Annotated in this window: 25 protein-coding genes; 21 read left to right on the forward strand and 4 right to left on the reverse strand. The window is 44.9% G+C overall.

The window, feature by feature from the left end; genetic code table 11:
• Nucleotides 1-102: 102 nt before the first annotated feature.
• From G4D54_03195 to G4D54_03205, 3 genes are all read right to left on the reverse strand, one after another.
• The gene (locus tag G4D54_03195; GenBank protein ID QJA01495.1) at nucleotides 103-492 is read right to left on the reverse strand and encodes a hypothetical protein; all 390 of its coding nucleotides are present in this window, start codon (nucleotides 490-492) and stop codon (nucleotides 103-105) included.
• On the reverse strand, nucleotides 492-764 hold the full coding sequence (locus G4D54_03200) for a DUF3795 domain-containing protein (protein QJA01496.1): 273 nt from the start codon (nucleotides 762-764) through the stop codon (nucleotides 492-494). The genes G4D54_03195 and G4D54_03200 overlap by 1 nt, the downstream gene beginning before the upstream one ends.
• Before the next feature lie 107 nt (nucleotides 765-871).
• A complete protein-coding gene (locus G4D54_03205) occupies nucleotides 872-2,452 on the reverse strand; it encodes a GGDEF domain-containing protein (GenBank protein QJA01497.1) in 1,581 nt (526 codons plus the stop codon).
• 199 nt (nucleotides 2,453-2,651) lie between these two features.
• Here G4D54_03205 and G4D54_03210 point away from each other — a divergent pair, with 199 nt between their 5' ends.
• From G4D54_03210 to G4D54_03250, 9 genes are all read left to right on the forward strand, one after another.
• Nucleotides 2,652-3,830, forward strand: coding sequence for a phosphoglycerate kinase (locus G4D54_03210; GenBank protein QJA01498.1), 1,179 nt, complete (start codon nucleotides 2,652-2,654; stop codon nucleotides 3,828-3,830).
• A gap of 28 nt (nucleotides 3,831-3,858) precedes the next feature.
• Nucleotides 3,859-4,605, forward strand: a complete 747-nt coding sequence (locus G4D54_03215; protein ID QJA01499.1) for a triose-phosphate isomerase — start codon at nucleotides 3,859-3,861, stop codon at nucleotides 4,603-4,605.
• Nucleotides 4,606-4,941: 336 nt separating this feature from the next.
• Nucleotides 4,942-5,499, forward strand: a complete 558-nt coding sequence (locus G4D54_03220) for a VanZ family protein (GenBank protein QJA01500.1) — start codon at nucleotides 4,942-4,944, stop codon at nucleotides 5,497-5,499.
• Between the two features lie 173 nt (nucleotides 5,500-5,672).
• The gene (locus G4D54_03225) at nucleotides 5,673-6,335 is read left to right on the forward strand and encodes a response regulator transcription factor (GenBank protein QJA05144.1); all 663 of its coding nucleotides are present in this window, start codon (nucleotides 5,673-5,675) and stop codon (nucleotides 6,333-6,335) included.
• Entirely contained in the window at nucleotides 6,332-7,327 is a 996-nt protein-coding gene (locus G4D54_03230; protein ID QJA01501.1) for a HAMP domain-containing histidine kinase, read from the forward strand. The genes G4D54_03225 and G4D54_03230 overlap by 4 nt, the downstream gene beginning before the upstream one ends.
• A 90-nt stretch (nucleotides 7,328-7,417) precedes the next feature.
• Nucleotides 7,418-8,182, forward strand: a complete 765-nt coding sequence (locus G4D54_03235) for an ABC transporter ATP-binding protein (GenBank protein ID QJA01502.1) — start codon at nucleotides 7,418-7,420, stop codon at nucleotides 8,180-8,182.
• A complete protein-coding gene (locus tag G4D54_03240) occupies nucleotides 8,169-10,139 on the forward strand; it encodes an ABC transporter permease (GenBank protein ID QJA01503.1) in 1,971 nt (656 codons plus the stop codon). Before G4D54_03235 ends, G4D54_03240 begins: the two co-directional genes overlap by 14 nt.
• A gap of 169 nt (nucleotides 10,140-10,308) precedes the next feature.
• Entirely contained in the window at nucleotides 10,309-10,959 is a 651-nt protein-coding gene (locus tag G4D54_03245) for a site-2 protease family protein (GenBank protein ID QJA01504.1), read from the forward strand.
• Nucleotides 10,960-11,388, forward strand: coding sequence for a GNAT family N-acetyltransferase (locus G4D54_03250; protein QJA01505.1), 429 nt, complete (start codon nucleotides 10,960-10,962; stop codon nucleotides 11,386-11,388).
• A 260-nt stretch (nucleotides 11,389-11,648) separates the two neighbouring features.
• Here G4D54_03250 and glmS read toward each other — a convergent pair whose 3' ends face one another.
• Nucleotides 11,649-13,466, reverse strand: a complete 1,818-nt coding sequence (gene glmS, locus G4D54_03255; GenBank protein ID QJA01506.1) for a glutamine--fructose-6-phosphate transaminase (isomerizing) — start codon at nucleotides 13,464-13,466, stop codon at nucleotides 11,649-11,651.
• Nucleotides 13,467-14,397: 931 nt separating this feature from the next.
• Here glmS and G4D54_03260 point away from each other — a divergent pair.
• The 12 genes from G4D54_03260 to G4D54_03315 all read left to right on the forward strand — a co-directional run bounded on the left by G4D54_03260 (nucleotide 14,398) and on the right by G4D54_03315 (nucleotide 25,285).
• Complete coding sequence (locus G4D54_03260; protein ID QJA01507.1) at nucleotides 14,398-15,045, forward strand: hypothetical protein; 648 nt, start codon at nucleotides 14,398-14,400, stop codon at nucleotides 15,043-15,045.
• A gap of 19 nt (nucleotides 15,046-15,064) precedes the next feature.
• Nucleotides 15,065-15,595, forward strand: a complete 531-nt coding sequence (locus tag G4D54_03265; GenBank protein ID QJA01508.1) for a signal peptidase I — start codon at nucleotides 15,065-15,067, stop codon at nucleotides 15,593-15,595.
• A 9-nt stretch (nucleotides 15,596-15,604) separates the two neighbouring features.
• Nucleotides 15,605-16,582, forward strand: coding sequence for a hypothetical protein (locus tag G4D54_03270; protein QJA01509.1), 978 nt, complete (start codon nucleotides 15,605-15,607; stop codon nucleotides 16,580-16,582).
• Entirely contained in the window at nucleotides 16,566-17,975 is a 1,410-nt protein-coding gene (locus G4D54_03275) for a hypothetical protein (GenBank protein QJA01510.1), read from the forward strand. Before G4D54_03270 ends, G4D54_03275 begins: the two co-directional genes overlap by 17 nt.
• Nucleotides 17,976-17,989: 14 nt before the next feature.
• Complete coding sequence (locus G4D54_03280; GenBank protein QJA01511.1) at nucleotides 17,990-18,799, forward strand: hypothetical protein; 810 nt, start codon at nucleotides 17,990-17,992, stop codon at nucleotides 18,797-18,799.
• Between the two features lie 260 nt (nucleotides 18,800-19,059).
• Nucleotides 19,060-20,253 carry an ABC transporter substrate-binding protein gene (locus G4D54_03285; GenBank protein ID QJA01512.1) on the forward strand — a complete coding sequence of 398 codons (1,194 nt, stop codon included), beginning with the start codon at nucleotides 19,060-19,062 and terminating at the stop codon, nucleotides 20,251-20,253.
• Between the two features lie 72 nt (nucleotides 20,254-20,325).
• Nucleotides 20,326-21,204: a branched-chain amino acid ABC transporter permease gene (locus G4D54_03290; GenBank protein ID QJA01513.1), complete on the forward strand. Its 879-nt coding sequence runs from the start codon at nucleotides 20,326-20,328 to the stop codon at nucleotides 21,202-21,204.
• A 4-nt stretch (nucleotides 21,205-21,208) separates the two neighbouring features.
• The gene (locus tag G4D54_03295; protein ID QJA01514.1) at nucleotides 21,209-22,168 is read left to right on the forward strand and encodes a branched-chain amino acid ABC transporter permease; all 960 of its coding nucleotides are present in this window, start codon (nucleotides 21,209-21,211) and stop codon (nucleotides 22,166-22,168) included.
• Nucleotide 22,169: 1 nt separating this feature from the next.
• The gene (locus tag G4D54_03300; GenBank protein ID QJA01515.1) at nucleotides 22,170-22,946 is read left to right on the forward strand and encodes an ABC transporter ATP-binding protein; all 777 of its coding nucleotides are present in this window, start codon (nucleotides 22,170-22,172) and stop codon (nucleotides 22,944-22,946) included.
• Between the two features lies 1 nt (nucleotide 22,947).
• Nucleotides 22,948-23,652, forward strand: coding sequence for an ABC transporter ATP-binding protein (locus G4D54_03305; GenBank protein ID QJA01516.1), 705 nt, complete (start codon nucleotides 22,948-22,950; stop codon nucleotides 23,650-23,652).
• A gap of 4 nt (nucleotides 23,653-23,656) precedes the next feature.
• Nucleotides 23,657-24,304, forward strand: coding sequence for a CBS domain-containing protein (locus tag G4D54_03310; protein ID QJA01517.1), 648 nt, complete (start codon nucleotides 23,657-23,659; stop codon nucleotides 24,302-24,304).
• Nucleotides 24,305-24,367: 63 nt separating this feature from the next.
• Nucleotides 24,368-25,285, forward strand: coding sequence for an ABC transporter permease (locus tag G4D54_03315; GenBank protein ID QJA01518.1), 918 nt, complete (start codon nucleotides 24,368-24,370; stop codon nucleotides 25,283-25,285).
• The last annotated feature ends 11 nt before the right edge of the window (nucleotides 25,286-25,296 follow it).

Below are 25,296 nucleotides of genomic sequence, written 5' to 3' on the forward strand. Positions count from 1 at the left end.
ATCTGCATATACCAAGGAAGTTGTCGCAATATGTGGGGTAAACGGGGTTAGGGATTCGCAGTCCTTGTGCTGTATACAGTATGGGAAATAAAAAGGATATTCCTAATAAGAAATATCCGGGTGTCTGGCAATGATGTCCTCACTTGCAAGCTGCTGTTGCTGCTTCCTTGTCAGCCGCTGCAGAAAATTCGCATAGCTCTTCTCCATAAGCTCCTCCATCAGTTCTTTAGAAGCCAGCTCATAGCGTACACTGATCCAATGTACCTTATTCATATAATAGCCTTCCGTTATAAACGCATATTCATCCCGATACCAGGCTCCCTCCTGTGGCGGAAGCTTCAGCGTCAGAATCTTTTCCTGCTGTTTATTGTACCCCAGCATGGCGAACATTTTACCAAAAAGCAGAAAACGAAATGCATCCCATTCCAGCTTGAAATCCATCTCGACGCCCAGCTTTGCCTGCAATGTGGCTTTGATACGTTCCGCATCCATTAGCCCGCAATACCTTCCTTCTTCCAGCAGCGGCAGGTTTCCAGACGTTTTCCACCATCCCCCTGCTTTTCATCATAGGCAAATGCCTTTGCAAGCTCGCATGGAAACATCCCGCACTCCCCGCAGTGCTGCAGCTGTTTTTCTTCCACACAGCTCTTAACCGGGCAGCTCTCTCCCCAAAACGGCTTTTGTATATACAGGCAGCCTGCACAGCCCATCTGCTCCTTGTATGTACAGCTTCCGCATTTGATTCCGCAACGTGACTCTATCATAAATCCGCACTTCCTTTCCTTATGAAATATATACCTGATTATATAGGAAGCTTTGCCGTCTGTATTGTAAAAAACCGCCATTCATGCAGCGGTTATTTTTACATCGTCTATAGGCAGCAGCTGTGCCGGTTTCTTCCGCTGTTCTTTGCCTGATAAAGTGCCGTATCCGCCATCGTGATCGCAGTTTCCAAATCAAAGCCTTCATCATTGTCAAACAGGGAATATCCGATGGACAATGTAGCAAGAGAAGCTGCAGGGGATGTGGCATGCTCGATATGAGCCAGCCTTAAATCCTCATAGACCCTTTTCAGGTAGCTTTCAATTTCTTCTTTTTCTGTATTGACGCACAGACAGATGAATTCATCGCCGCCGTAGCGTGCCGCAAAGAAACGGGAGTCACCGTTTTCATCCAGACACAAGGCAACCCTGCGCAACAGCTCATCCCCCTTGTAATGTCCATACAGATCATTGTACTCCTTGAAATAGTCAACATCAACCAGGATGATACCAATGGCTTTAACATCCGGATTGTTCTGCATGACATCGCACAGGGTATTGAAATAGCTGCGATTGAACAGGCCGGTAAGTCCATCGATTTTCACGCGCGCCTCCAGCACATTTTTCTCACGGACTATGCGCTCCTGTTCCTCCAGCATATGCTCCATCAAAATCTTTTCCTTCATACTTTCCGCCTTGGTCTTGTTGGTGACATTCACCACCATTTTCTGCAGCAGATAATACTGCTTATAGGAATTGATGAGCGTATCCTCCATATGAAACACCTCTGCGAAGTTGATCCAGCTCAGGTGCAGCTGCAGCTGCTGTTCGATGTCATCCTCCAGACAGATTTCCCCCATATACTGCAGGAACTGTTCACAGCGCTTTTTATCCTTTATGTTCAGCAGGATGTCAAAGATATCATTATAGAAAGCAAAATACATACTGCGGTTGAGATGATGATGCAGCTTGGCGGAAGCAAAGTAATCCGCAATTTTCTGTATCTCATCGCTTCGATGAAAGGCGTCCGCTAGAAACAGCTCACACAGCAGAGCCACATGCAGACGAAGACCCTTTGCCTGCCCCTCATGCAGCAGCGGTCCATAGGCAGCATATATATTCACGGCCTCATTCAGCTGGCCGTTGCGGATATACAGCTCCACAAGGTTGAGAATAACAATCAGCTGTGCATGATCTTCGGGCGGTGTCTGCTGCTTTAGAAACACCTCATAGGCATTGCGGATATAGCGCAGGGCTTCAACCGTATCGTTCTTCTGCATAAACAGAACACAGAGATTGTTGAGAATCACCATCTGTTCATGCAGATTATTCTGTTCCAGAGCAATATGATAGGCTTTCATATAATACTGAACGGCGCTGATTTCATCAAAATGCGAGTTGTAATACAATCCGGCAATCGTGTAGCACATAAGCAGCAGATCGTCATAATGGTTTTCTTCCGAACAGGAAATCGCCTCGTGCAGATGCTGAAGACAAATGTCCTGCTGTCTGGTCAGAATGTAATAATCCGCAAGATAGGCGTGGGCAAATGCAAGGGCATAGCTGTCCTGCTGCTGGTTACCCAGATTCAAAAGCATTACGGAACAGCGGTACTCCTCTTCCATATCGCTGTTTTTGGATCTTTTTATGATATCCATGAGATCCTGCATGGTTTCCTTTATCGTATCCATAGAATGCTCCTTACTGTATGGTAGCTCGTATTCACATTATACTATAAATGTTGTCCTAAAAACACAGAAAACCGCAGCTTCCATATGATTTTCTTGAAAATATCCAGAATTGTGATTTTTTTCGCAAAAAGTGAAATTTCGTTTACGAAAAAGGCTCTTGGTGGTATAATAAAGCCGATACATAAGGAGGAATTTTACTATGGCCAAAAGAACTGTAAAAGATTTAGATGTTGCTGGAAAACGTGTCATCGTACGCTGCGATTTCAACGTTCCTAGAAAAGATGGCAAGATTACAAACGACAACCGTATTATTCAGGCTCTGCCAACCATCAAATATTTAGTGGAAAACAACGCAAAGATTATTTTGATGTCCCACCTTGGAAAGGTGAAGACAGAAGAAGATAAAGCAAAGAACGATCTGCGCTGTGTAGCTGAGCGTTTAAATGAACTGGTTGATACGAAGGTGACTTTCGTTCCGGTTACACGTGGTGAAGAACTGGAAAATGCAGTTGCTGCACTGAATGACGGTGAAATCGTCGTTATGCAGAATACTCGTTATGAAAAAGGCGAAAGCAAAAATGATCCGGAGCTGGCTGCTTACTGGGCAAAGCTGGGTGACCTGTTTGTTGAGGATGCATTCGGTAGTGTTCACCGTGCACATGCTTCCACTGCAGGCGTCGCATCCATTCTGCCGAATGCGCTGGGCTTCCTGGTAGAAAAAGAAGTGAAGATGCTAGGAGCTGCTGTGGATACTCCTGAGCGTCCGTTTGTCGCAATCATCGGCGGAGCTAAGGTTTCCGATAAGATTGCTGTTGTGGACAACCTGCTGAAAAAGGCTGACAAGGTCCTGATCGGTGGCGGTATGGCTTATACCTTCCTGAAGGCTATGGGCTGCAATGTTGGTAAGTCTCTTGTTGAAGAAGACAAGGTGGAGCTTGCAAAGGAATACATCGAAAAAGCAGAGGGCAAGCTGATCCTGCCTGTTGACCACGTATGTGCTGACAAATTTGCAGAGGATGCAAACACAGTGATTGCTGACAATGACAGCATTCCTGCAGACTACATGGGTCTGGATATCGGTCCGAAATCTATCGAGCTGTACAAGGAAGCACTTGCCGGTGCAAAAACCGTTGTATGGAACGGGCCTATGGGTGTTTTTGAAATGGCACCGTTTGCGAAGGGTACACTGGAAGTATGTACTGCTATTTCCGAGCTGCCAGGAGCTACGACTGTAATCGGTGGCGGAGACAGTGCTGCTGCTGCAATTCAGCTGGGATTCGCAGAAAAATTCTCTCACATTTCCACAGGTGGCGGAGCTTCTCTGGAATATATGGAAGGGAAAGTCCTGCCTGGAATCGCTGTAATCGCAGATAAATAAGAAAAAAACGAAAATAGGAGAACGAGACATGAGAAAACCAATTATTGTTGGAAACTGGAAAATGAACAAAACCATGAAGGAAACAAAGGAATTCATGGAAGCTGTAGATGCTGCTGCCGCAAGTGAAAATGCCGTATTCGGTATTGGTGCTCCTTACACGGCACTGTCTGCTGCTGTTGCCGGTGCGAAAAACCTGGTAATCGCTGCAGAAAACTGCCACTGGGAAGACAGTGGAGCCTTCACTGGTGAAATTTCTGTACCTATGCTGCAGGAGGTTGGTGTTACACACTGTATCATCGGACATTCTGAGCGTCGTGAAATGTTCAATGACACAGACGAAACTGTAAACAAAAAGGCAAAACGCCTGATCGATGCCGGTATTACACCAATTCTGTGTATCGGTGAAACAGAGGCTCAGTATGATGCCGGAGATTCTGAAAAAGTAATCCGTGATCAGCTGACTGGTTCTCTTGCGGATATGTGTCCAAAATGTGTTGGAAACATGGTAATCGCTTACGAGCCAATCTGGGCAATCGGAACAGGAAAGAGCGCTTCTGTGGAAATCGCAGAAAACTGCTGCCGTATCGTTCGTGACCAGGTACGTGTTATGTATGGTGACGAGGCTGCTGAAAATGTTCGTGTACAGTATGGTGGATCTGTTAAGCCTAACAACATCGTTGAATACATGGCGCAGCCGGATATCGATGGTGCACTGATCGGTGGCGCAAGTCTGAAGGCAGACAGCTTCATTGAAATCATCGAGAAAACAAAATAAGCTGCAGATAAACAGTATGTAAGGGATCAAATATATGGAATGAAAAATACGTCCGATTTCCTAAAGGACGTATTTTTTTGCATTGCTTTTAAATCTGATCTGAATGCGTATTAGATAGGGGAGTTATGCTTGATCATAAGGGATAATGTGGATGCCTCCACAATGTAACCAGACAGGCGGGTAAAGCATCATACAGATCATGTTGAAGAAATGAAGTAGGTAAGGCATACTGAAAAATCAGATCAACGGTATATCTTAAATTTTTGTTATATTTAACTGCATGTCTTGCGTATGCATCTGTTTTGTTTTACAATAAGGCAACAAGGTGGTGAGCGTATGAAGAAGAAAAAGAACATGGGAATCCGCATTCTCTGTGCATTGATTTTTCTGGGGGTCTGCGGTTCCGTTATGTTTGCAATCTACTCGTTATCGGCAGAGGACGGACAGATGTCCAATGCACGAAGTGAGATTGTAACGGAAAAAATCAAGGAACAGGTGAATACCAGACTGGAAACCACCGAAGAGGGAATAGCATTAAGTGAACGCATCAAGTACTTCGTTATTCTGCACTCTCCCTATGGCAGTGACTGGAATGCCAATATCAGAAAGCTTGCCCACTTTTCCATTTACTTTACACTGGCTGCCGGTATTTATATCACACTGGCGATTTTGGGAGTTAATAAATTCTGGCGTTTTCTGCTTACTGTTGGTATCTGCTTCTGCTTTGCTTTCGGGGATGAATATCATCAGAAATTTACCGGCCGCACATCATCGATGAGTGATGTGTATCTGGATACATTCGGAGCACTGGTATCCACCTGTATCTGGACGGTGATTTCCATCATATACAGTGGAATACATCTATTAGTGAACAAGGCCTATGGGGACGCTTAGTTCTTACAGTATTGAAAGATGACTGCGGTCATCTTTTCTTTTTCCTTGCGGCTATTGTATAATGAGTTAGAGGCTTATAGCATCCCAAGGATGAAAAATGAAATGCCTCCATTTCATTTTAGGTGTTATAAAGCTGTTGTTCCTATATGAAACAGAAAAGAGAGGAAATGCGTATGTATACGATTTTAATAATTGAAGATGATGAGGCAATCTGCCGAGAACTGCAGATGCTGCTGCAGAAACAGGGGTATGAGGCGATTTGCTGGAATATGCAGGAGGATATCAGGGAGCTTGTGAAAACGCATGATCCACACATTATCCTGCTGGATATTAATCTGCCGCAGATGGACGGCTTTACAGTTTGTTCCCAGCTTCGCAGCTTTTCCAAGGTTCCTATTATTTTTGTGACGAGCCGGAATACCGATATGGATGAGCTGTGCAGTATGCAGATGGGCGGTGATGATTTTATTACCAAGCCATACAATACAAGTATTCTGCTTGCCCGTATTGCGGCACTACTGAAGCGCTCCTATGAATGGAAGGATCAGAATCTGACACATCATGGTGTTCTGCTGGATGTCGCAATGAGCCGTGTTGAATATCAAAATAATACAAGAGAACTGACAAAGAATGAGGTGAAGATCCTGCATTACATGTTCCAGCATAAAGGGGAAATCATTCCGCGGGAGGATCTGATTGACTATCTGTGGGATAATAAGCTGTTTATCGATGATAATGCCCTCAGTGTCAATGTCACCAGAATCCGCAATAAGCTGCGTGAGCTGGGGGTGGAGGATTTTATTGTGACACGTCACCGGCAGGGATATCAGATATGAAGCTGCATGAATATCTGGAGGATCATGGAATTCTCATGGCCGGTATGCAGCTGGTTTTTCTGCTGCAGTGTGTACTGCTCGTTTTCTTAGGAATGCCGGCAGGACTTGCGATTTTGCTGTGCGGAATGTGGCTCCTGTTTTTCTTATTGTATTTCATCCAGGATTATCACAGAAAAAACAGGCGCAGAAAAGAGCTGTGTGCAATTATCGATTCCATGGAAAAACGCTATCTTATGCATGAGATGCTGCCCAAAGGGGCAAACCATGAAGAGGCATTTTACCGGCGGCTGTTGTATCTGGGTAATAAATCCATGCTGGAGGAAATCGGTACTGTTCAGCGCTCCCGCCGGGAATATCAGGATTATGTCGAGCAGTGGGTACATGAAATCAAAACACCGATTGCAGCAATGAAGCTGTCCATCGAGAATCAGCAGGGGGAACGAAAACGACAGCTGTTTCAGCAGCTGGAGCGCGTGGAGCATTATGTGGAGCAGGTGCTGTTTTATGCGAGAAGTGAATCTGTGGAAAAGGATTTTCGTATCCAGCAGGTATCACTATCCTCCTGCATTCAGGAGGCACTGCTGCAATGTAAATATCTGTGTACACAGGCTTCTATGTCGATTCGTTTTCCCGAGCAGGATGCTCTTGTCTATACAGATGAAAAATGGCTGATTTTTCTATTGAATCAGCTGATTGAAAACGCAGTGAAATATAGGCGTAAAAAGGGTGCGGTTTTAAGTCTGGCAATACAAAAGGATGCGCGCCATGTTGTGCTGACGGTAAAAGATAATGGCATTGGAATTCCGGAACATGATTTGCCAAGAATATTCGATAAGGGCTTTACCGGAGATAACGGAAGACTGATTCATTCGCATTCCACAGGCATAGGTCTGTATTTATGCAAAAAGCTCTGTACATCACTGCAGATCGATCTGCATGCGGATTCAGATCAGGAGGGAACCGTGATGAGTCTGGAGTTCTCCCATGTGTAAAGTTACAGAACTGTCATATTCCTGTAAGGAAACCTCCTACACTTACCTGGGCATATTTTGTATACTTCAGGGAGAGAGGACGTGAAGTATATGAGTGTTGTTACAGTTTCCCACGTGGAAAAATTTTATGGAAATCAGGGAAATATCACACAGGCATTGAATGATATATCCTTTGCAGTTGAAAAGCAGGAGTTTACAGCGGTTATGGGAGCTAGCGGCAGTGGAAAAACCACCCTGCTGAATGTCATTTCAACCATCGATGCTGTAAGCGCAGGAAATATAGAAATCAACGGAAACGGTATTTGTGAGCTGCGGGAAAATGAGCTGGCTGAATTCCGTAAAAAGGAGCTGGGATTTATTTTTCAGGATTTTAATCTTCTGGATACTCTGACCCTGCAGGAAAATATCGCATTGCCATTGACTCTTTTGAAGAAAAGGGCGGAGCAGATTGATACACAGGTAAATGCATTGGCAGAAATTCTTCAGATTCAGGATATACTGGAAAAATATCCGTATCAGGTAAGCGGTGGTCAGCGTCAGCGGTGTGCCTGTGCAAGAGCGATGATTCATGACCCGAGTCTGATTCTGGCGGATGAGCCGACGGGTGCACTGGATTCACATTCCTCCTATCTGCTTATGGAACAGTTTCAGAGAATGAATACAGAGCTTCAGGCAACAATTCTGATGGTTACACATGATGCGTTTTCAGCATCCTATGCAAAGCGTGTTTTGTTTTTGAAGGATGGAACTATCTTCAATGAAATCTATCGCGGATCCCTGACAAGAAAAGCATTCTTTCAGAAAATACTGGATGTGATGCAGCTGCTGGGTGGTGATGTGCATGCTGTACGTTAAACTTGCACTTCGCAATCTGAAACGAAGTCTGAAGGAATACAGTATTTATGTTTTTACAGTGACGATTACGATGACACTGCTGTATGCGTTTTTCGCGATTGCCTTTTCCGGTGAAATGCAGGATTTGGTTACAACCTATGACAATATCAAAAGCATCATGATTATGGTCAGTATTCTGGTAACCCTGATTATCGCCTGGCTGATTTATTATATATCGAATTTTATTCTACAGAAACGAAGCCGTGAATTTGGTATGTATCTGCTTTTGGGGATGAAGCGAACACAGGTTAGCCGTATGTTCCTGTTTGAACAGCTGGCTCTTGGGGCTGTCGGTTTTTTTATCGGCTGTGTTCTCGGTATTTTCGTCTATGAGATATTGCACGCAATACTGTTGAATATCTTTGGTTTTGCATATGCATTTCAGCTTTCCTTCTCCTGGAGCGCATGCGGTGCTGCATTTCTCTGCTTCCTGAGTATTTATCTGCTGGAGATGATCAGGGAAGGGATTGCTTTGAAAAAGCAGAGCATTCATACCATGCTGTATAATGCGAGCAGGAATGAAAAAACAGCAAAGGGTTCTCGTTTATCCGGACTCTACTTCCTTGCAGCTGTCCTTCTGGCAGTAGCAGGATTATATGTGACACAGCAGTATCTGAGAAGTATGGTAAACGGCCAAAGCTCAGATTCCATGCTGTTCATGCTGGGGGTATTTGCTATTATCGTATCCGTCTATCTGTTCTTTTATGGCATATCGGCAGTACTTGGGATTTTTCTGAATCGTCACAGGAAAATCAAATATAAGGGAAACTGCATGTATCTGTACGGGCAGATAGCGGGTCGCTTGCGTTTGAACCGAACGGTGCTTGCGACTCTGTCACTGCTGACACTGCTGACGCTGCTGTTTCTCTGTATTGCATTGAAATTCAATGAGGTGAAGGAGCTGAGTAATGCACGCTTTGTACCATTTGATATCATGGCAAGCAGCAGTGAAAAGCTCAATATGAAATCAATTGAAAGCTATTTGCAGGAACATAAGATTTCGTATCAGTCAGCGGATATTCATTACTATCAGAAGGAAGAGCGTGATGATTTCTATTCTGTAGTAAAGGGGAAAAGCTATTATACCGAGGATGAAAAGCATTCTGTTTATATGAAGCAAAGCGATTTCAATAAGCTTCGTTCCTTAAAGGGAAAACCGTCTGTAACGCTGAAGGCTGATGAATATATGATCGTATGCGCAACAGATATCAAAGATAGCCTGCAGGAATATGGCGCACAGCATACTCTGCATCTGCAGGGGAAGCGTCTGCAGCTACGTGGTGTAGATGATACGGAATATGGACAGACACGGAACAGCGGCTATTATCTTATCGTTGCGGATGAGCATGTCAAGCATGCCAAGCCGTATTTTCGAGAATGGGTGGCGAATACGAATCCTGAGACCGAGGTGTCCTGGTATCAGGATACGGTCAACCAGTTTTTTGACGATAATAAAGAGCAGGTAGGGGACAGCTATTACAGCTATGCCTCCTATCGTGTGAAGGCGAAATGGTTTGAGGAAAATGCAGTGGGCTTTGTCAGTATCTGCTTCTCCCTGTTCTATCTGTCTTTTATCTTCATCTGCATCAGTGCAACCATACTCGCCGTGCAGCAGCTTTCCGATGCTCACCGGCAGCGGTATTCCTACGCAATGCTGCATAAAATGGGGGTGAATCAAAGACAGCTTCATGCATTACTGGCTAAGCAGATTGCGGTTTATTTCATTATTCCGCTGGTACTTCCTATCGTGTATCTGCTTCCGATTATCCGTATGCTGGATGAGCTTTTCGAGATGACCTATGCCAGTGCGAATATGTTTATTTATCTGGGGGGAAGTATGCTGTTCTTCCTCGCTGTTTACGGCTGTTATTATGTGATGGCGTATCTTGGCTGCAAGAGGAATATCGATCAGATGTAATCAGAAACAGGGATTCTATACAGGAATCCCTGTTCAGTTAAAAATATCTGGCAAGACGGTTTGCGCCAAGGATAAGGGTTACCTGCTGTTCCTGCAGGGGTGACATTTATGAAACTTGTAATTCCTTCAAAATATGATATACTAACACTATTCTATTGGAGGAATGTTTATGGATATTCGTGGTTTTTTTGCTAATCTGATCTATATACTGCCTGCGGTTGCGATTGCACTTTCCGTGCATGAATTCGCACATGCATTTGTTTCCTATAAGCTGGGTGATATCTCTCAAAAGCAACGTGGCAGACTTACCCTAAATCCCCTAAAGCATTTGGATCCGTTTGGAACTCTGTCCCTGATTTTCTTTGGCTTTGGATGGGCAAAGCCGGTACAGGTGGATCCATATTTTTACCGCAATAAGAAAGACGGTATGATTTGGACCGCAATGGCGGGACCGCTGATGAATTTCATCGTCGGCTTTCTGATGGTCATATTGTATATGCTGTTCATACGCTTTGGATTGCTGTACAAAAATGAATTCACTTATTATCTGTTTCAGGTAATCGGCACAACGGCATCCATCAATATTGGTCTTGGAATTTTCAATCTGATTCCGATTCCACCACTGGATGGCTCCAAGATTCTAATGGGGATCTTAAAGGAGGAAACCTATTTCAAGCTGATGCAATATGAAATGTATCTATCCTTCATCATGATATTCCTGTTAATGTCAGGTGTTTTGGATGGCCCGCTGATTCATGCCAGAGAGGCTATTCTGGATGTGTTCGTCAAAGCGGCAAGCATGATCACCGGCCTTGGCTAAATGAAGCTGTTGTTTAATAAAGCATCACCACAGCATGCAGCGCCCTTAACAGCCCTGCAGCATGTCTGTACGGATTTCTTACTTGCAAAGGGGATTCGCCAATGGACCTATATGTCGAAAGGTGATATTATAAAGGAGCTTCCGTTTACCTATGTGCTTTTGTCAAACCATACCGTGGTTGCTTCCTTTTGCATAAAGCCGTATGAAGAGGATGCAGCGTATGCAACCCGTATTGCTGTGCATCCCGATTATCAGGGAGCAGGCATAGGAAAGGCAATCTGTACCTGGCTGAAAGGCTATGAACAGCCTGTTTATCTGGATTGCTGGAACGGTAACGAGAAATTAAAGCGCTTCTATAAGGAAAATGGCGGACACATAATTGGCGTGTTTCCGGAAGCAGATTATGAAATTTGCGTTTTTTGTTTCTAAAAAAGGGATCGTAGCGGAAATCACGTTATGATCCCTTTTCGCTGAAAGGAGAACGAAGGACTTCTAAGTCTGACAGGTTTCCTATACCGGCAAATATCTGCATATCAATCCTTTGGGGATAATGAAAAAAAGCTTCATCCAATTTTGCACATAAAAAAGGGCATTTTCCATGCCCTCTTTTCTATATTTAACCGCAGATGTGCAAACGTGTGTGTAGTATCAGGAAATTGAATGTAAGCGCACATCTTACGTTAAATACCTTATTCTACAGTGACAGACTTTGCCAGATTACGCGGCTGATCAATTTCACACCCGCGCAGCCTGGCGATTTCATATGCCATCAGCTGTAAAGGGATTACCGTCAGGATTCCCTGAATCAGCTTATCCACCTTTGGTATCACCAGCACATCATCATAATAATCCGAAGCGATATCAAGGTCATCGCTGATTAACAGCACAACATAAGCACCGCGTGCCTTAACCTCCTTGATATTGCTGATTGTTTTCTCATATAAATCCTCATCGGTCGCAAGTGCAATCACCGGTGTTCCCTTTTCAATCAGGGAAATGGTTCCATGCTTCAATTCTCCGGCAGCGTAGGCCTCGGAATGGATATAGGAAATTTCCTTCAGCTTCAGACTGCCCTCCATGGATAGTGAATAATCCAGACCGCGACCGATAAAGAAGACATCGTTGTGCTCATATATTTTTTTAGCAAATGCCTTGTACTGGTCGGAATCGATCAGCTGTTGCATATGCTGCGGCAAATCCTTTAGTTCCTTCGTAATGCGTGCCGCTTCCTCTGCATCAATATTTCCATGAACATAGGCCAGATTGCAGGCAATCAGTGATAATACGGCAACCTGTGTACAATATGCCTTTGTAGTCGCTACACAGATTTCCGGACCTGCCTTTGTATAGATAACAAAGCTCGCCTCTCTGGCGATTGTAGAGCCGACAACATTGACGATTGCCAGAGTATCCACACCGTGCTCTTTCGCAAGTTGCAATGCCGCAATCGTATCGGCGGTTTCTCCGGATTGGGATACCAGAATAACAAGAGTCTTATCCGTGAATATCGGATTTGCATAGCGATACTCACTGGCGCACACACAGTCCACATGAATCCGTGCTCTGGTTTCAATCAGAGATTTTGCAATCATCCCCGCATACATGGCACTTCCGCAGGCAACTATGTGAATATCGTTGTACTTTGCCAGATTCGGCATGGTATTCAACAGGTCCTTCATATCCACCTGCATTAAAGAATCAATCGTTTTCTTAACGACCTCCGGCTCCTCATGAATTTCCTTCAGCATGAAATGCTCAAAGCCATCCTTTTGAATATCCTTTATATCCAAATCGGTCACAAGGATATCGCGTTTCACAAAATCACCGTCCAGTGTCTTGATAATAATACCTTCACTGCTGCAGCGGGCAATTTCTTCATGCTCCAGAAGCAGGTATTTATTCGTATACTTCAAAAATGCGGAAATATCACTTGCAAGGAATGCCTTGTCACTTGCAACACCAAGTACAAGCGGAGAATTCTTTCGCATGGCATAGATGACATCCGCCTCATCCGCAAATATAATGGCAAATGCAAAGGAGCCGCGGAAATGATGATAAGCACATGCAAGAGCCTGCTGCTTGTCCTTTTTCAAAAAATAACAGTAGTCGATATACGCGCAGGCGATTTCACTGTCAGTGTCACTCTTGAATGTATAGCCTGCATTTTCCAGTTCTTTTTTCAGCTCATTATAGTTTTCGATAATACCGTTGTGAACCAGCGTGGTATTGCCGCTTTGATGCGGATGGGAATTGATTTCGCTCGGTTCACCATGTGTTGCCCAGCGCGTGTGTGCGATTCCCACCTGACCGCCGGCTAAGCCTACAGCCTCCATTTTTTTCTTTAGAAAGCTGACCTTGCCCTTTGCCTTAACGACCTGAACCTCGCCGTCATGTACAACGGCGACTCCGGCAGAGTCATAGCCTCGATACTCCAGAGCCTCCAGACCCTCAATTAAAACACTATTTGAGATATTGCATAATCCCGCATAGCCTATGATTCCACACATAAATTGTCCTCCATTTTCGTTATTGTTTATTTTATGATGAAACTGCATACTAAAAAAATGTGTTTGTATACGCATGTACTGCAATACGTATACGCAAATTCGTAAAAAGCATGATAAAAAAATGAAAATTCTGTTGTATGAGTTGATATGATATATAAATGTGTGATGAAATCAGTTTTGTAGCAGTATGATCTTGCTTTTGTCTGAAATCTTTCGATCCACACATAACCGTAACAGTACCCGCCGAATCTTTCGATAACTGTTATCCTCGTCAACCACGTAGGTCCTGGCGCTCATTACTATATTCCTCATGTCCCTCCCTGAAACATAATAACTGTTACTAGTATACTATACTTTTATGAGAATGCAACTTAAATTTTTTATAAATTTAGCTTCTCAAGGAAGGATTTTAAAAAAGAAGGTGTCGAATATAACAGGGATTCTTACTCACTTTGGGTGCAAGTATAAATAAGGAAAAATGAGGAAGTAATTATCCTGTGAATTTAGAAACTTCATGTTTTCTTTCTTTTAAACTGTTTTATCAATTCTCCTTTCCAAGTAAAAACCTTAGCATAGATTTCACGGCTTATTATCAGAAACGGGTGTAACTTTTCCGGTTCCATGTACGCATTCACCAAGCTTTCATGCTCCTTGTTATTTAATGACAGTACAGCTTCTGCAGAATACATCGCCTATCATTTGTTCAAGATGTATAAATTAAATACAATATCCTTGTTTACAATTTCTGCATTAAAATAAAACCTTCATTTTATTTCAGAAAATTTCCATAAAATGTTAAGAAAACGCTTGCATTTATTTTCGTGTCCTAGTATTATATGGTATAGACCAAGTGGTATATACCATTTGCGATGAATGTGGCAATGACCATCACAGCACTACTGCAGATTAGGAAGAGAGAGGAAAGAGACAAATGAAAAAAACGTTATTTATGGGTGCTTTAGCACTTACAATCGCTACATCCATGGTTGCGGGAACCATGGCCGTTTACACACATGCAGATACACTTGCCGGAACAACGAATGATACGGTAAGCGCGAAAAAGTTTTATATAAACTCTACTGCAACGGATAAAATTAACATAAAGCTGGCTCCGGGAAACGAAGAATTCTGGGATTTCCAAGTAACGAATCATAAGGATCATATCGTTACCGAGGTTCCGATGGATTTGAAGCTGAAGGTGGATTTGAAAAATGCAGCGGCACTGCCCGATCTTGTATGCACGTTATATCGCGTGGATGGTGAAAAGAATGTCGCACTGGCAAGCGGAACAAGAGCAGATGGCAGTACAACGATTGAATTAGAGAAGCTCGGTGAATTTGCTCCGAATGTTGAAAAAGACAGCACCTATAAGCTTGGTTTCTATTGGAAGGATACGGCTGGAAGCAATGATGCGCTGGATACGGCAATCGGTAGTGATGGCGCTATTAAAGATGACGGACAGGCGAATCCTGGAGACACGCTATCCGGTATTTCTGTAACAGTGACCGGTACGCAGACCACGGATGCAGCAATCTTGCAGAGTATGAACCAGCCGGAATATAAGCCCGCCAATAAATAAGTAAGGAACATTCAGAAATATGAAGCAGGATGTGTATACCAGCGAAGCACAGCTGCAGGCAATGCTGGACGAACTGGAGCATGCACATGATCTCGACAGCAAGGCACATACGCGCATTGCCAGAAGAAAGCTGTTCAAGCTGATTGGTAATCTGGCAGGCGTGCTTATCATTGCCTTTCTGTTTATCACATGGCTGCAGGTGGAGGATGCAAGAAGCAGGGGAGAGGTACCGACTGTATGCGGTTATCAGATATATGAAGTGAAAACCGGCAGTATGGTGCCGACCATCCCTGTGAAATCACTCATCCTCTCCCGCATTCCAAAGGACGCGGCAAAGCTTGCGGCCGGTGATATTGTCACCTTTCAGGATAACGGGGTAACCATAACACACCGTATTGTTGAGGTGATAGAGGAGAAGGGATCAATCAGCTATCGTACCAAGGGCGATAATCCCGCTAATTCTGTAGACCCCAATATCCTCACACCGGATCGCATACAGGCCGTTTATGTGATGAAGCTACCCTTTCGGTTCACGTCGGAAAGTGATTAGGTGATTGCTATGGATCAAACGAAGAAACGCTCTCAATGTGTGCTGATGGAGCACGTCGGCTCCATGGAATATTATCAGAGTCCGCAGCAGGAACCGCAGCAGGTGTTTTCGGATATCAACTTTGAGGCACTGGAGGGCGAGGTGTGGGCAATCCTTGGCACCAGTGCGTTTGAGGTGCGATTGCTGCTGGAAATTATAGCAAATGCAAGACCCTACAAGGACGGACGCTGTGTACTTGCGCAAAAGGGCATGATGCGCAAAAAAAGAACCATCCTTCCACATGTATATTATATAGGAAGTACAAATATGCTGTTTACCAATATGAATGTACTGGAGTATCTGATGTATATCACAGCGCGTGAGCAGGGGGATGCGGCAGTCAGGCAGAAACGTATACTGGAGAAAATCATGGAACTGAACATGGGCTATGTCGCGTTATCCGTAATAGGAAATCTCACACCGTCTGAGCGATCTGTGGTCACGCTTCTTGTATCACTGTTCACGGAAAGTAAACTGATTATCTGGAATCTGGCACGGTTGGAATACGATGAACGCAGTCTTCAGGCAATTGCCGCAATCTGTGAAGAAATTCGGAAACAGAAGCGAACACTGCTGTTTTCCACATTCGACTATCAGCTGATCGAACGTTGTGCAACGCATATCGCTCCTTTATATGATGGCAGGCTGCTCTATACGGGAACGGTAGAAGCCTTTGTGCAGACCTGGGATCACCTGAGTACGATTATACAGGATGCACATATTACAGCTATACGAAATGCGATAGAAACGGCGCACAGCGACTATACGGTTCTGGAACGGGATCAAACGTTATATGTTTGGGATCAGGAACAGAAAACGGATACCTATCACAGCATCTGGAAACTGCTTACCGAGCATCAGCTGCATCCGGATAGTATCCGCCGCCATCCACTGTGTGTGGAAAATGCCTGGAAGGAAATAAGAAACCATCATGATTTACAACCATAATATAATTACAAAGGAACAGAAGCAGGCGTTTGTGGAAAGAAAAGAGAGCCGCAACAAGATTTTCTTTTACGGCATCATCGTAGCGCTTTTAACCTTTTCCCTGCATTTTATGTTACAGACCCTAACGCGCAGCGTACTGTCCACCGCCCTGCCGCAACTGATGATGCCAAGCTACTTTTCCACACTCTCCCTGTATATTGTTATGGCCTTTATCTTATACACGGCCTACATGATCCGTTATTATGATTTTCTGACCTATGCGGAAATCTCACAAAATAAATGGTATACTCTGGCAAAAAACGGTTATGCGCCTCATCGCATGATTCTCGTCAAGCTGCTGACGCGGTTGTCCGAGGTGATTGCCTACTATACCATCGGTTTTTTGGCAACGCTGTTTCTGACCATGTTTCTGAAATATCCGTTTGTCGTATCATATATGCTTCCCTTATATATATGCGGACTGATTGATCTGATCTTTTTGTCCCTGATCACCATGAGCGCCTCTTTGTTCATCAGCCGTCAGAGGAATGCACGGTATGTGATTATCATTGGTGCGATATGCATCTGGATGCTGCGACTGCAATGCGGTTATTATCATCTGATCAGTGATCGTATATGGATGAGCACACCCGGGAATTTATTTGATCTGTCGCAATGCTCCTACCTGTTGTACTTTATCATTATGATTATCCTCTGTGTTCTAGTGGTTGTCTTTCGGGCGAAGCGAATTGCTCAGTATACTAATTTTCCGTTTTATGAACGGGATATGGATATGGGTGAGGATGTGAATATCGTTGTTCTTCAGGAGGACGGATATCGTGAGGTCGAGGAGCAGTATGTACGCAGACAGCGCAGAAAGGGAATGGATACACTGGTGAATCTGGCCATGGTTTTACTAATCACGGCCGGTGTTCTGATCAATGTGTTCGTGCTGTTTGTATCCTTATCCTCACCGGAGCGGGAAACCAACTACTTCGGTGTGATACCGTTTGTCTTCCATACGGAATCCATGGAGCCGCAGATTATGTATAATGATCTGGCGTTCTTTGATGCAATCGACAAACAGGAGCCACTGCATGCCGGGCAGAGTGTTCTGTACCATGAGGATGACGGTCCGCAGGTCGCAAGCATCAAGGCGGTAAAGGGAGAAAAGCTTTCCGTTGATATTTTGAAGTATACGGACGATGTGAAAAAAGGAGCCTATGAAAAAGTTATAGCACGCGATGCGGTCTATGGACGCTACAGCGGAAGAAGCCGATGGCTGGGGGTAATTATTCTGTTTGCCAATACTGTTTTAGGTAGACTGATTCTATTGTTGATTCCGGCGTTTATGCTGTATTACTACAAACCGATTCTCGCCTATCTGAAAAAGAAAGGGTTTATTACAGAGTAAGGAGGAATGCAGGAATGAGAAATTATGCAATACTTGCTGCTGTTCTGCTGTGCGCGATTGTGCTATCTTCCGTTTCGGATAGCGCCGCAGTCTATACGCATTCTCAATCCTACAGCGGTGAGCTTACCTTTCACCGAGAAATTACGATCGATGATTTCTTTCACTATGAAATGGTGGATACTGTGGCAGACAGCACCGCCGTTTATGACAAGGAACAGAAAAGCATTATCCTGCAAAATGAATCGGGAGCTTTTATACAGCATACCAAGCTACCCGCAAAGGGGGATTACATGGCCTCAGTGGAACTGACATCAATTATGCCGGATACCCTGCAATCCATCGCCTTTCAATTTGGCGGCTCTGCGAATGTGACCAGTGAAGGAGAGGAAGGCAGAACGAACTATACTGCAATGGGGAATATTTTGAAGTTTGAGGACAATGGGGATCTTGTGATTATCAATCAGGGATTTCAGAAAAATCTCAATCAACATGATCAGTATGTGGAGTATTCCAATCATCAGGTATATCATCGGATTCCAAAAGCCGAACTGCCTGCTTTGAATGGCCGTCCGGTTACGCTTCGGGTGTTTGTGAAATATAACAGAGATAATGAAAACTGCTCCATTTATATCGTGATTAACGATACTCTGCTAAATAAGGATGCTTTGATTCCGGCAGGCAGAGCAATGAATACCCAGTTTGCGGATCAGGTGGGCGCTAATCAGATCATCACAGGTGTATCCTCCTATGGCGCTGGTAAGCAGGTCACCTTTACAAAGCTGAAAATCGAACCTTGGGATGGAGAACGAAGCTCTGTTTATTAAAGCAGGGCTTTTTTTTTAATCAAAAGCCATATCGGAATGCTGCCGATATGGCTTTTACCCGTTGAATAAGAAAAATCCTGACTATTACAAACTGCATTGCAAGAAAAACAGATGGAGCACTGTAATAAATTACATAATGTCATGAAAATGTGTGAAAAATTTGCAGAAAACACTTGAAAAAGAATCCGTGAGCGAATATAATAGAACTATCAATTTTAACGGTAATTGATATAAGGAAAATGAAAAGAGGAGAGAGGAACATGGGAAATTTTAAGAAATTTATGGCCATGGCAGCAGTCAGCTGTATGGCTTTGACAACGATGACAGCCTGTGGAAACAGCGGTGATGCAGGCTCCGGTGATGGAGATACAAACGAAATCAAAATCGGTTTAAACTATGAGCTGTCCGGGGAGACAGCAAACTATGGTACGCCGGAATATAACGGCTCCATGCTGGCCATTAAACAGGCAAATGCAAACAAGGACAACAAGTTCAGCTATAAGGCAATAAAAGGGGATAATAAATCACAGGCGGATGAATCCACAAACGTAGCTACCAAGCTGATTACATCCGATGGTGTAAAGGGGATTGTAGGACCGGCAACCTCCGGCGCTTCTGCGGCAACCTATCAGATTGCTACCGATAATAAAGTGCTGGTTGTTTCACCATCCGCAACTGCAACCAATGTGACGCTGCAGGACGGTAAGACGAAGGAAAGCGTGTATCCGTATGTATTCCGTGTCTGCTTCGAAGACCCTTATCAGGGAGCTGCCATGGCAGTCTATGCTAAGGATACCTTAAAGAAAACCAAGGCTGCTGTCATTTCCGACTCCAGCTCTGATTATGCAAAAGGTTTATCAAAAGCATTCCAGGATAAATTCAAGGAAAAAGGCGGAAACATCGTAACCGAGCTGAACTATCAGGCAAAGGATACCGATTTCAACGTACAGCTGACAAAAATCAAGGGAATGGACTTTGATGTGATCTATATCCCAGGCTATTATAATGAGGTAGGTCTGATTATCAAGCAGGCTCGTGAAATGGGAATTGATGTACCAATCGTCGGCGGTGACGGATTCGATTCTACCGACCTTGTGAAGCTGGCAGGAAACAAGAACCTGAACGATGTATTCTTTACAACAGCCTATACAACCGTGGATGCAAGTGATGCACTGACACAGTTTATTGCGGACTACAAGAAAGAATATAATGAAGATCCAAGCATGTTCTCCGCTCTGGCATATGATGCGACGAACGTCTTGATTCAATCCTTTGAAAAAGCAGGAAGTGCAGATACGGAAGCAGCACAGAAGGCTATGACTGAGCTTGATTTCAAGGGAGTAACCGGAGATTTCACATTTGATGAAACACATACACCGAAGAAGGCTGCACTTGTTGTTGAGCTGGTAGACGGCGAACAGAAAAATGCAGTTGAAGTTGATCCAAACAAATAGTAGAATACGATGAAGTATAGAATAGGGGAAAGATATTCTTTCTCCTATTTTCCAGTATAGAGGGGTGAAGTTATGACAGAATTTTTTCAACAGCTGGTAAACGGTCTTTCCATTGGCAGTATCTATGCTCTGATTGCATTGGGATATACGATGGTGTATGGCATTATCAAGCTGATCAATTTTGCGCATGGTGATATTTACATGCTTGGTGCCTATGTGGGATTCATCTCCATAGCACAGTTACATTTGGGCTTTTTTCCGGCACTGCTGCTGGCCATGGTGGTATGCGGTGTGCTGGGTGTTATTATTGAACGCATAGCGTATAAACCACTGCGTAATGCTACACGAATTGCGGCATTGATTACGGCAATCGGTGTCAGCTATTTTCTGGAATATTCCACACAGAAGATCATGGGGCCGGGGGTTAAAACCTATCCGTCTGTATTGAGCAATCAAACCTTCCATGTGTTCGGCATCCAGATTCAGATGCAGCAGATTTACATTCTGGCGATCACCATCATTCTGATGCTCGCATTGCAGTTTATCGTACGCAAGACGAAAATCGGACGCTCCATGCGTGCTGTTTCCGTGGATGCGGATGCGGCAAAGCTGATGGGGATCAATGTGGACGCAACGATTTCCTATACCTTTGCCATCGGTTCCGCACTGGCCGGAGCCGGCGGTGTTCTGGTTGGTATGTATTACAATACGATCAACCCGCTGATGGGAATGGTTCCCGGTATCAAGGCGTTTGTCGCTGCGGTATTCGGCGGAATCGGTATCATTCCGGGTGCGATGTTCGGCGGCTTCTTCATCGGCATTGTAGAGGCGCTTGTCACAGCATACGGAAGCTCCTTATATAAGGATGCCGTTGTATATGCCATTTTGATTCTGATTCTCATCATCAAGCCGGCAGGACTGCTGGGCAAAAATGTGAAAGAGAAGGTGTAGGCGTATGAAACATATCTTTAGTAAGCTGAACCTTTGCTGGATTTTATTCACAACGGCATTGTTAACGATCATCACGCTGCTCATGCAGGGCGGTGTGATCAACTTCTATTATCAGAGTACCTTATATACCATTGGAATCAATATGATTCTGGCAATCTCCCTGAATCTGATCATCGGTGTGACCGGTCAGTTCTCTCTGGGACATGCCGGCTTTATGTGTATCGGTGCCTATGCGGCTGCCATCATTACCAAGGCAACACCGAATCTGGGCGGCTTTGCGCTTGCCGTTGTGATCGGCGGTGTGATCTCCGCGCTTGTCGCTCTGGTTGTTGCGATACCAACCCTGCGCTTGAAGGGGGACTATCTGGCGATTGCGACGCTTGGTTTTTCTGAAATCGTTCGTATCATCGTATTGAATATGACGATTACCAACGGAGCTGCCGGACTGTTCGGTATTCCGAAGCTGACGACCTGGCCGCTGCTGCTGTTCTGCCTGATCGTATCCCTGTTAATTGTACTGAACTTTTCACGCAGTGCACCCGGGCGTGCCTGTATTTCCATCCGTGAGGATGAAATAGCATCCGAGGCAATGGGAATCAATACGACAAAATATAAGACAATCGCCTTTGTGATCGGCGCCGTTCTGGCATCCCTGGCAGGTGCCTTGTATGCCTGCAACTTCTATGTTGTAAAGCCTGACCTGTTCACCTTCAATAAATCCGTGGACATTCTGATTCTGGTTGTATTCGGCGGTATGGGAAGCTTTACCGGTTCCATTGTAGCGGCGGTTGTTATCGGCTTTATCAATATGTATCTTCAGAATTTCGCAGATGTCCGTATGATTATTTACGGGGCAGCACTGGTACTGATCATGGTCTTTCGTCCGGAGGGCCTGTTTGGAACCAAGGAATTTACCTTCTCGGGTCTGCTGAAGCGGTTCTCGAAAAAGAAGGAGGTGCGTTAATATGGCATTGTTGAAGGTCAGCGGACTGACAAAGAACTTTGGTGGTCTTTGTGCGGTATCCAATGTAAATATGGAAATCAATGAACAGGAGCTGATTGGACTGATTGGTCCAAACGGTGCCGGAAAGACGACGCTGTTCAACCTGCTTACCGGTGTTTATGAACCGAGTGAGGGGAAAATCGAGCTGAATGTCGATGGCGCGATAAAGGAAATCGGTGGTATGAAGCCGTATGCGGTAACGCGTATGGGGCTGGCGAGAACCTTCCAGAATATCCGTCTGTTTAAAAATCTGACAGCGCTGGATAATGTGAAAATCGCAATGCATAAGAATATTAAATACGGAACCCTGCAGGCAATCCTGCGTACACCAAACTATTATCGTGAGGAGGAACGTGTGGAGCAGCAGGCAGAGGAGCTGTTAAAGGTGGTTCATCTGTACGACAAGCGAAATGAGCTTGCCAGCAACCTTCCCTATGGGGAACAGCGCCGTCTGGAAATCGCCAGAGCGCTTGCCACAAAGCCGAAGGTATTGTTTCTGGATGAACCGGCAGCCGGTATGAATCCACAGGAAACAGCAGATCTGACCAGACTGATTCACCAGATCAAGGATGACTTCCATCTGACGGTGATCCTGATTGAGCATGATATGTCGCTGGTCATGACGATTTGTGAGCGCATTTATGTGCTGGATTATGGAAAATGCATTGCCAACGGCGTTCCGGAAGTGATTAAGAATGACAAGCGCGTCATCAAGGCGTACTTGGGGGAGGATATTTAAGATGCTGAAGGTAGAAAAATTAAATGTCCACTATGGCGTGATTCATGCATTGAAGGATGTATCCATGGAGGTTAAGGAAGGCGAAATCGTTTCGCTGATCGGTGCCAACGGCGCCGGTAAGACAACGCTGCTTCAAACCATCAGCGGCCTGCTGAAGAAGACGAGCGGAGAGGTTGTGTTCCTTGGAAAATCCATGAACAAGGTCAGTGCCAAGAATATCGTAAAGGAAGGTATCACACAGGTACCGGAGGGACGGCATATCTTCTCCGGTATGAGTGTATATGAAAATCTTCTGATGGGTGCCTATCTGCGTAAGGACAAGGACGGCATCAAAGCGGATCTGCAGGATATCTACCAGCGGTTTCCGATTCTGGAGAAGCGAAGCTCACAGGATGCTTCCACCTTATCCGGAGGAGAACAGCAGATGCTGGCGATGGGAAGGGCACTGATGGCCCGACCGAAGATTCTGCTGCTGGATGAGCCGAGCATGGGGCTTGCGCCGATTCTGGTAAAGGAAATCTTCAACATCATCAAGGATATCAATGAAAAAGGGACAACCGTTCTGCTTGTTGAACAGAATGCAAAGATGGCATTGTCCATTGCGGATCGTGCCTATGTTATGGAAACCGGCAATATCGTCATGACGGGAACCGGTGCAGAACTGGTCAACAGTCCGGAAATTCAGAAAGCATACCTGGGAGGATAATACTATGTACGTAAAAAACAGAATGACAAAGCATCCGATCTGTATCGATGTGAACAGTAAAATCAGCGATGTTGTCGATATCATGAGTGAAAAGGAGCTGCACCGTATTCCGGTCATCAGCGGCAAAAAGCTGGTCGGACTGGTTACGGAGGGCATGATTTCCAAAAAGGGTGCCAGCAAGGCAACCAGTCTGAGTATTTATGAGCTGAATTACCTGCTTTCAAAGACAAGCGTGGACGCGATTATGATTCGCGATGTTATCACGATTCACGAGGACCGTTTTCTGGAGGATGCGGCACTGCTGATGTATAAGCATGATATCGGCTGTCTGCCGGTTGTCAATGATGCCAATGAGGTTGTCGGTATTCTGACCAGCAACGATGTTCTTTCTGCATTCCTGGATATTCTGGGCTATCGTACAAGCGGAAGCCGTGTCTGCATTGAAGTCAAGGACGAGCTGGGAACGATCGGTAAAATCTCGGAAATCTTTGTCCGCAATAACTGCAATATCACCCATCTGGGGGTATACTCCCAGCACAACGGCTTTGCGGATATGATCATCCGTATTGATACCTTCCAGACAGACGCGTTGGCAAGTGATCTGGAAGCAAATGGATACAAGGTGTTGAGTATTACCAAAAATCCGAATTAACACAGCGGGATATAGTCATCGGGAGTATCCTTCTATTATAGAATGAGAAAAGGGGTTGTTTGAATGCCAAAGTATATCATCAAACGTGTGCTGATCGGATTTGTGACACTGTTTGTATTAGCCAGCGTTACATTTTTTCTGATGAAGGCAACGCCGGGATCACCATTTTCCCTGGCGAAGTATAAGACACCGGAGGCACTGGCTGCCGCAGAGGCAAAGTATAATCTGGATAAGCCGCTGATGGAGCAGTATGTGATCTACCTGAAGGGGGTCGCACAGGGGAATCTCGGAGAAAGTATGATCAATACCGGACGCAGCGTTTCCTATTATATTAAAACCGGCTTTCCGGTAACCGCACGTCTGGGGCTGATTGCCTTTGTCCTGGCACTGGTGGGAGGAATCGCACTGGGAACCGGGGCAGCATTGTCACGGCATAAGTGGGTGAACAACCTGTGTATGTTTGTGGCGACCATCGGTGTCAGCGTACCGTCATTTCTGATTGCGATGATCATGTTGATCGTATTCGGTGTGCAGCTGCATATTCTGCCGTTTATCGGCTTGAACAGTCCGCTCAACTATATCATGCCGGCGCTTTCACTTGCGTTTTATCCCATCGCTATGATTGCCAGATTGACCCGTTCCAGTATGCTGGAGGTTATGAATCAGGATTATATCATCCTGGCACGCTCCAAGGGAACACCGTATAAGAAGGTTGTCATCAAGCATGCCTTGAAGAATGCCATGCTGCCGGTGGTGACCTATGCAGGTCCGATGTTCGCCTTCATGCTGACGGGAAGCTTCGTCATCGAGAGTGTTTTCTCGATACCGGGTATCGGCAGTGCATTTGTATCCTGTATTACAACACGAGATTATCCGATTATCATGGGGCTGACGATATTCCTTGGTTTTCTTGTCATCACCTTTAATCTGATTACAGATATCCTGTCCGCCATCATCGATCCGCGGATCAAGCTGGATTAGGAGGTGAAGGC

It is taken from the genome of [Clostridium] innocuum (assembly GCA_012317185.1).
GTDB classification, from domain to species: domain Bacteria; phylum Bacillota_I; class Bacilli_A; order Erysipelotrichales; family Erysipelotrichaceae; genus Clostridium_AQ; species Clostridium_AQ innocuum.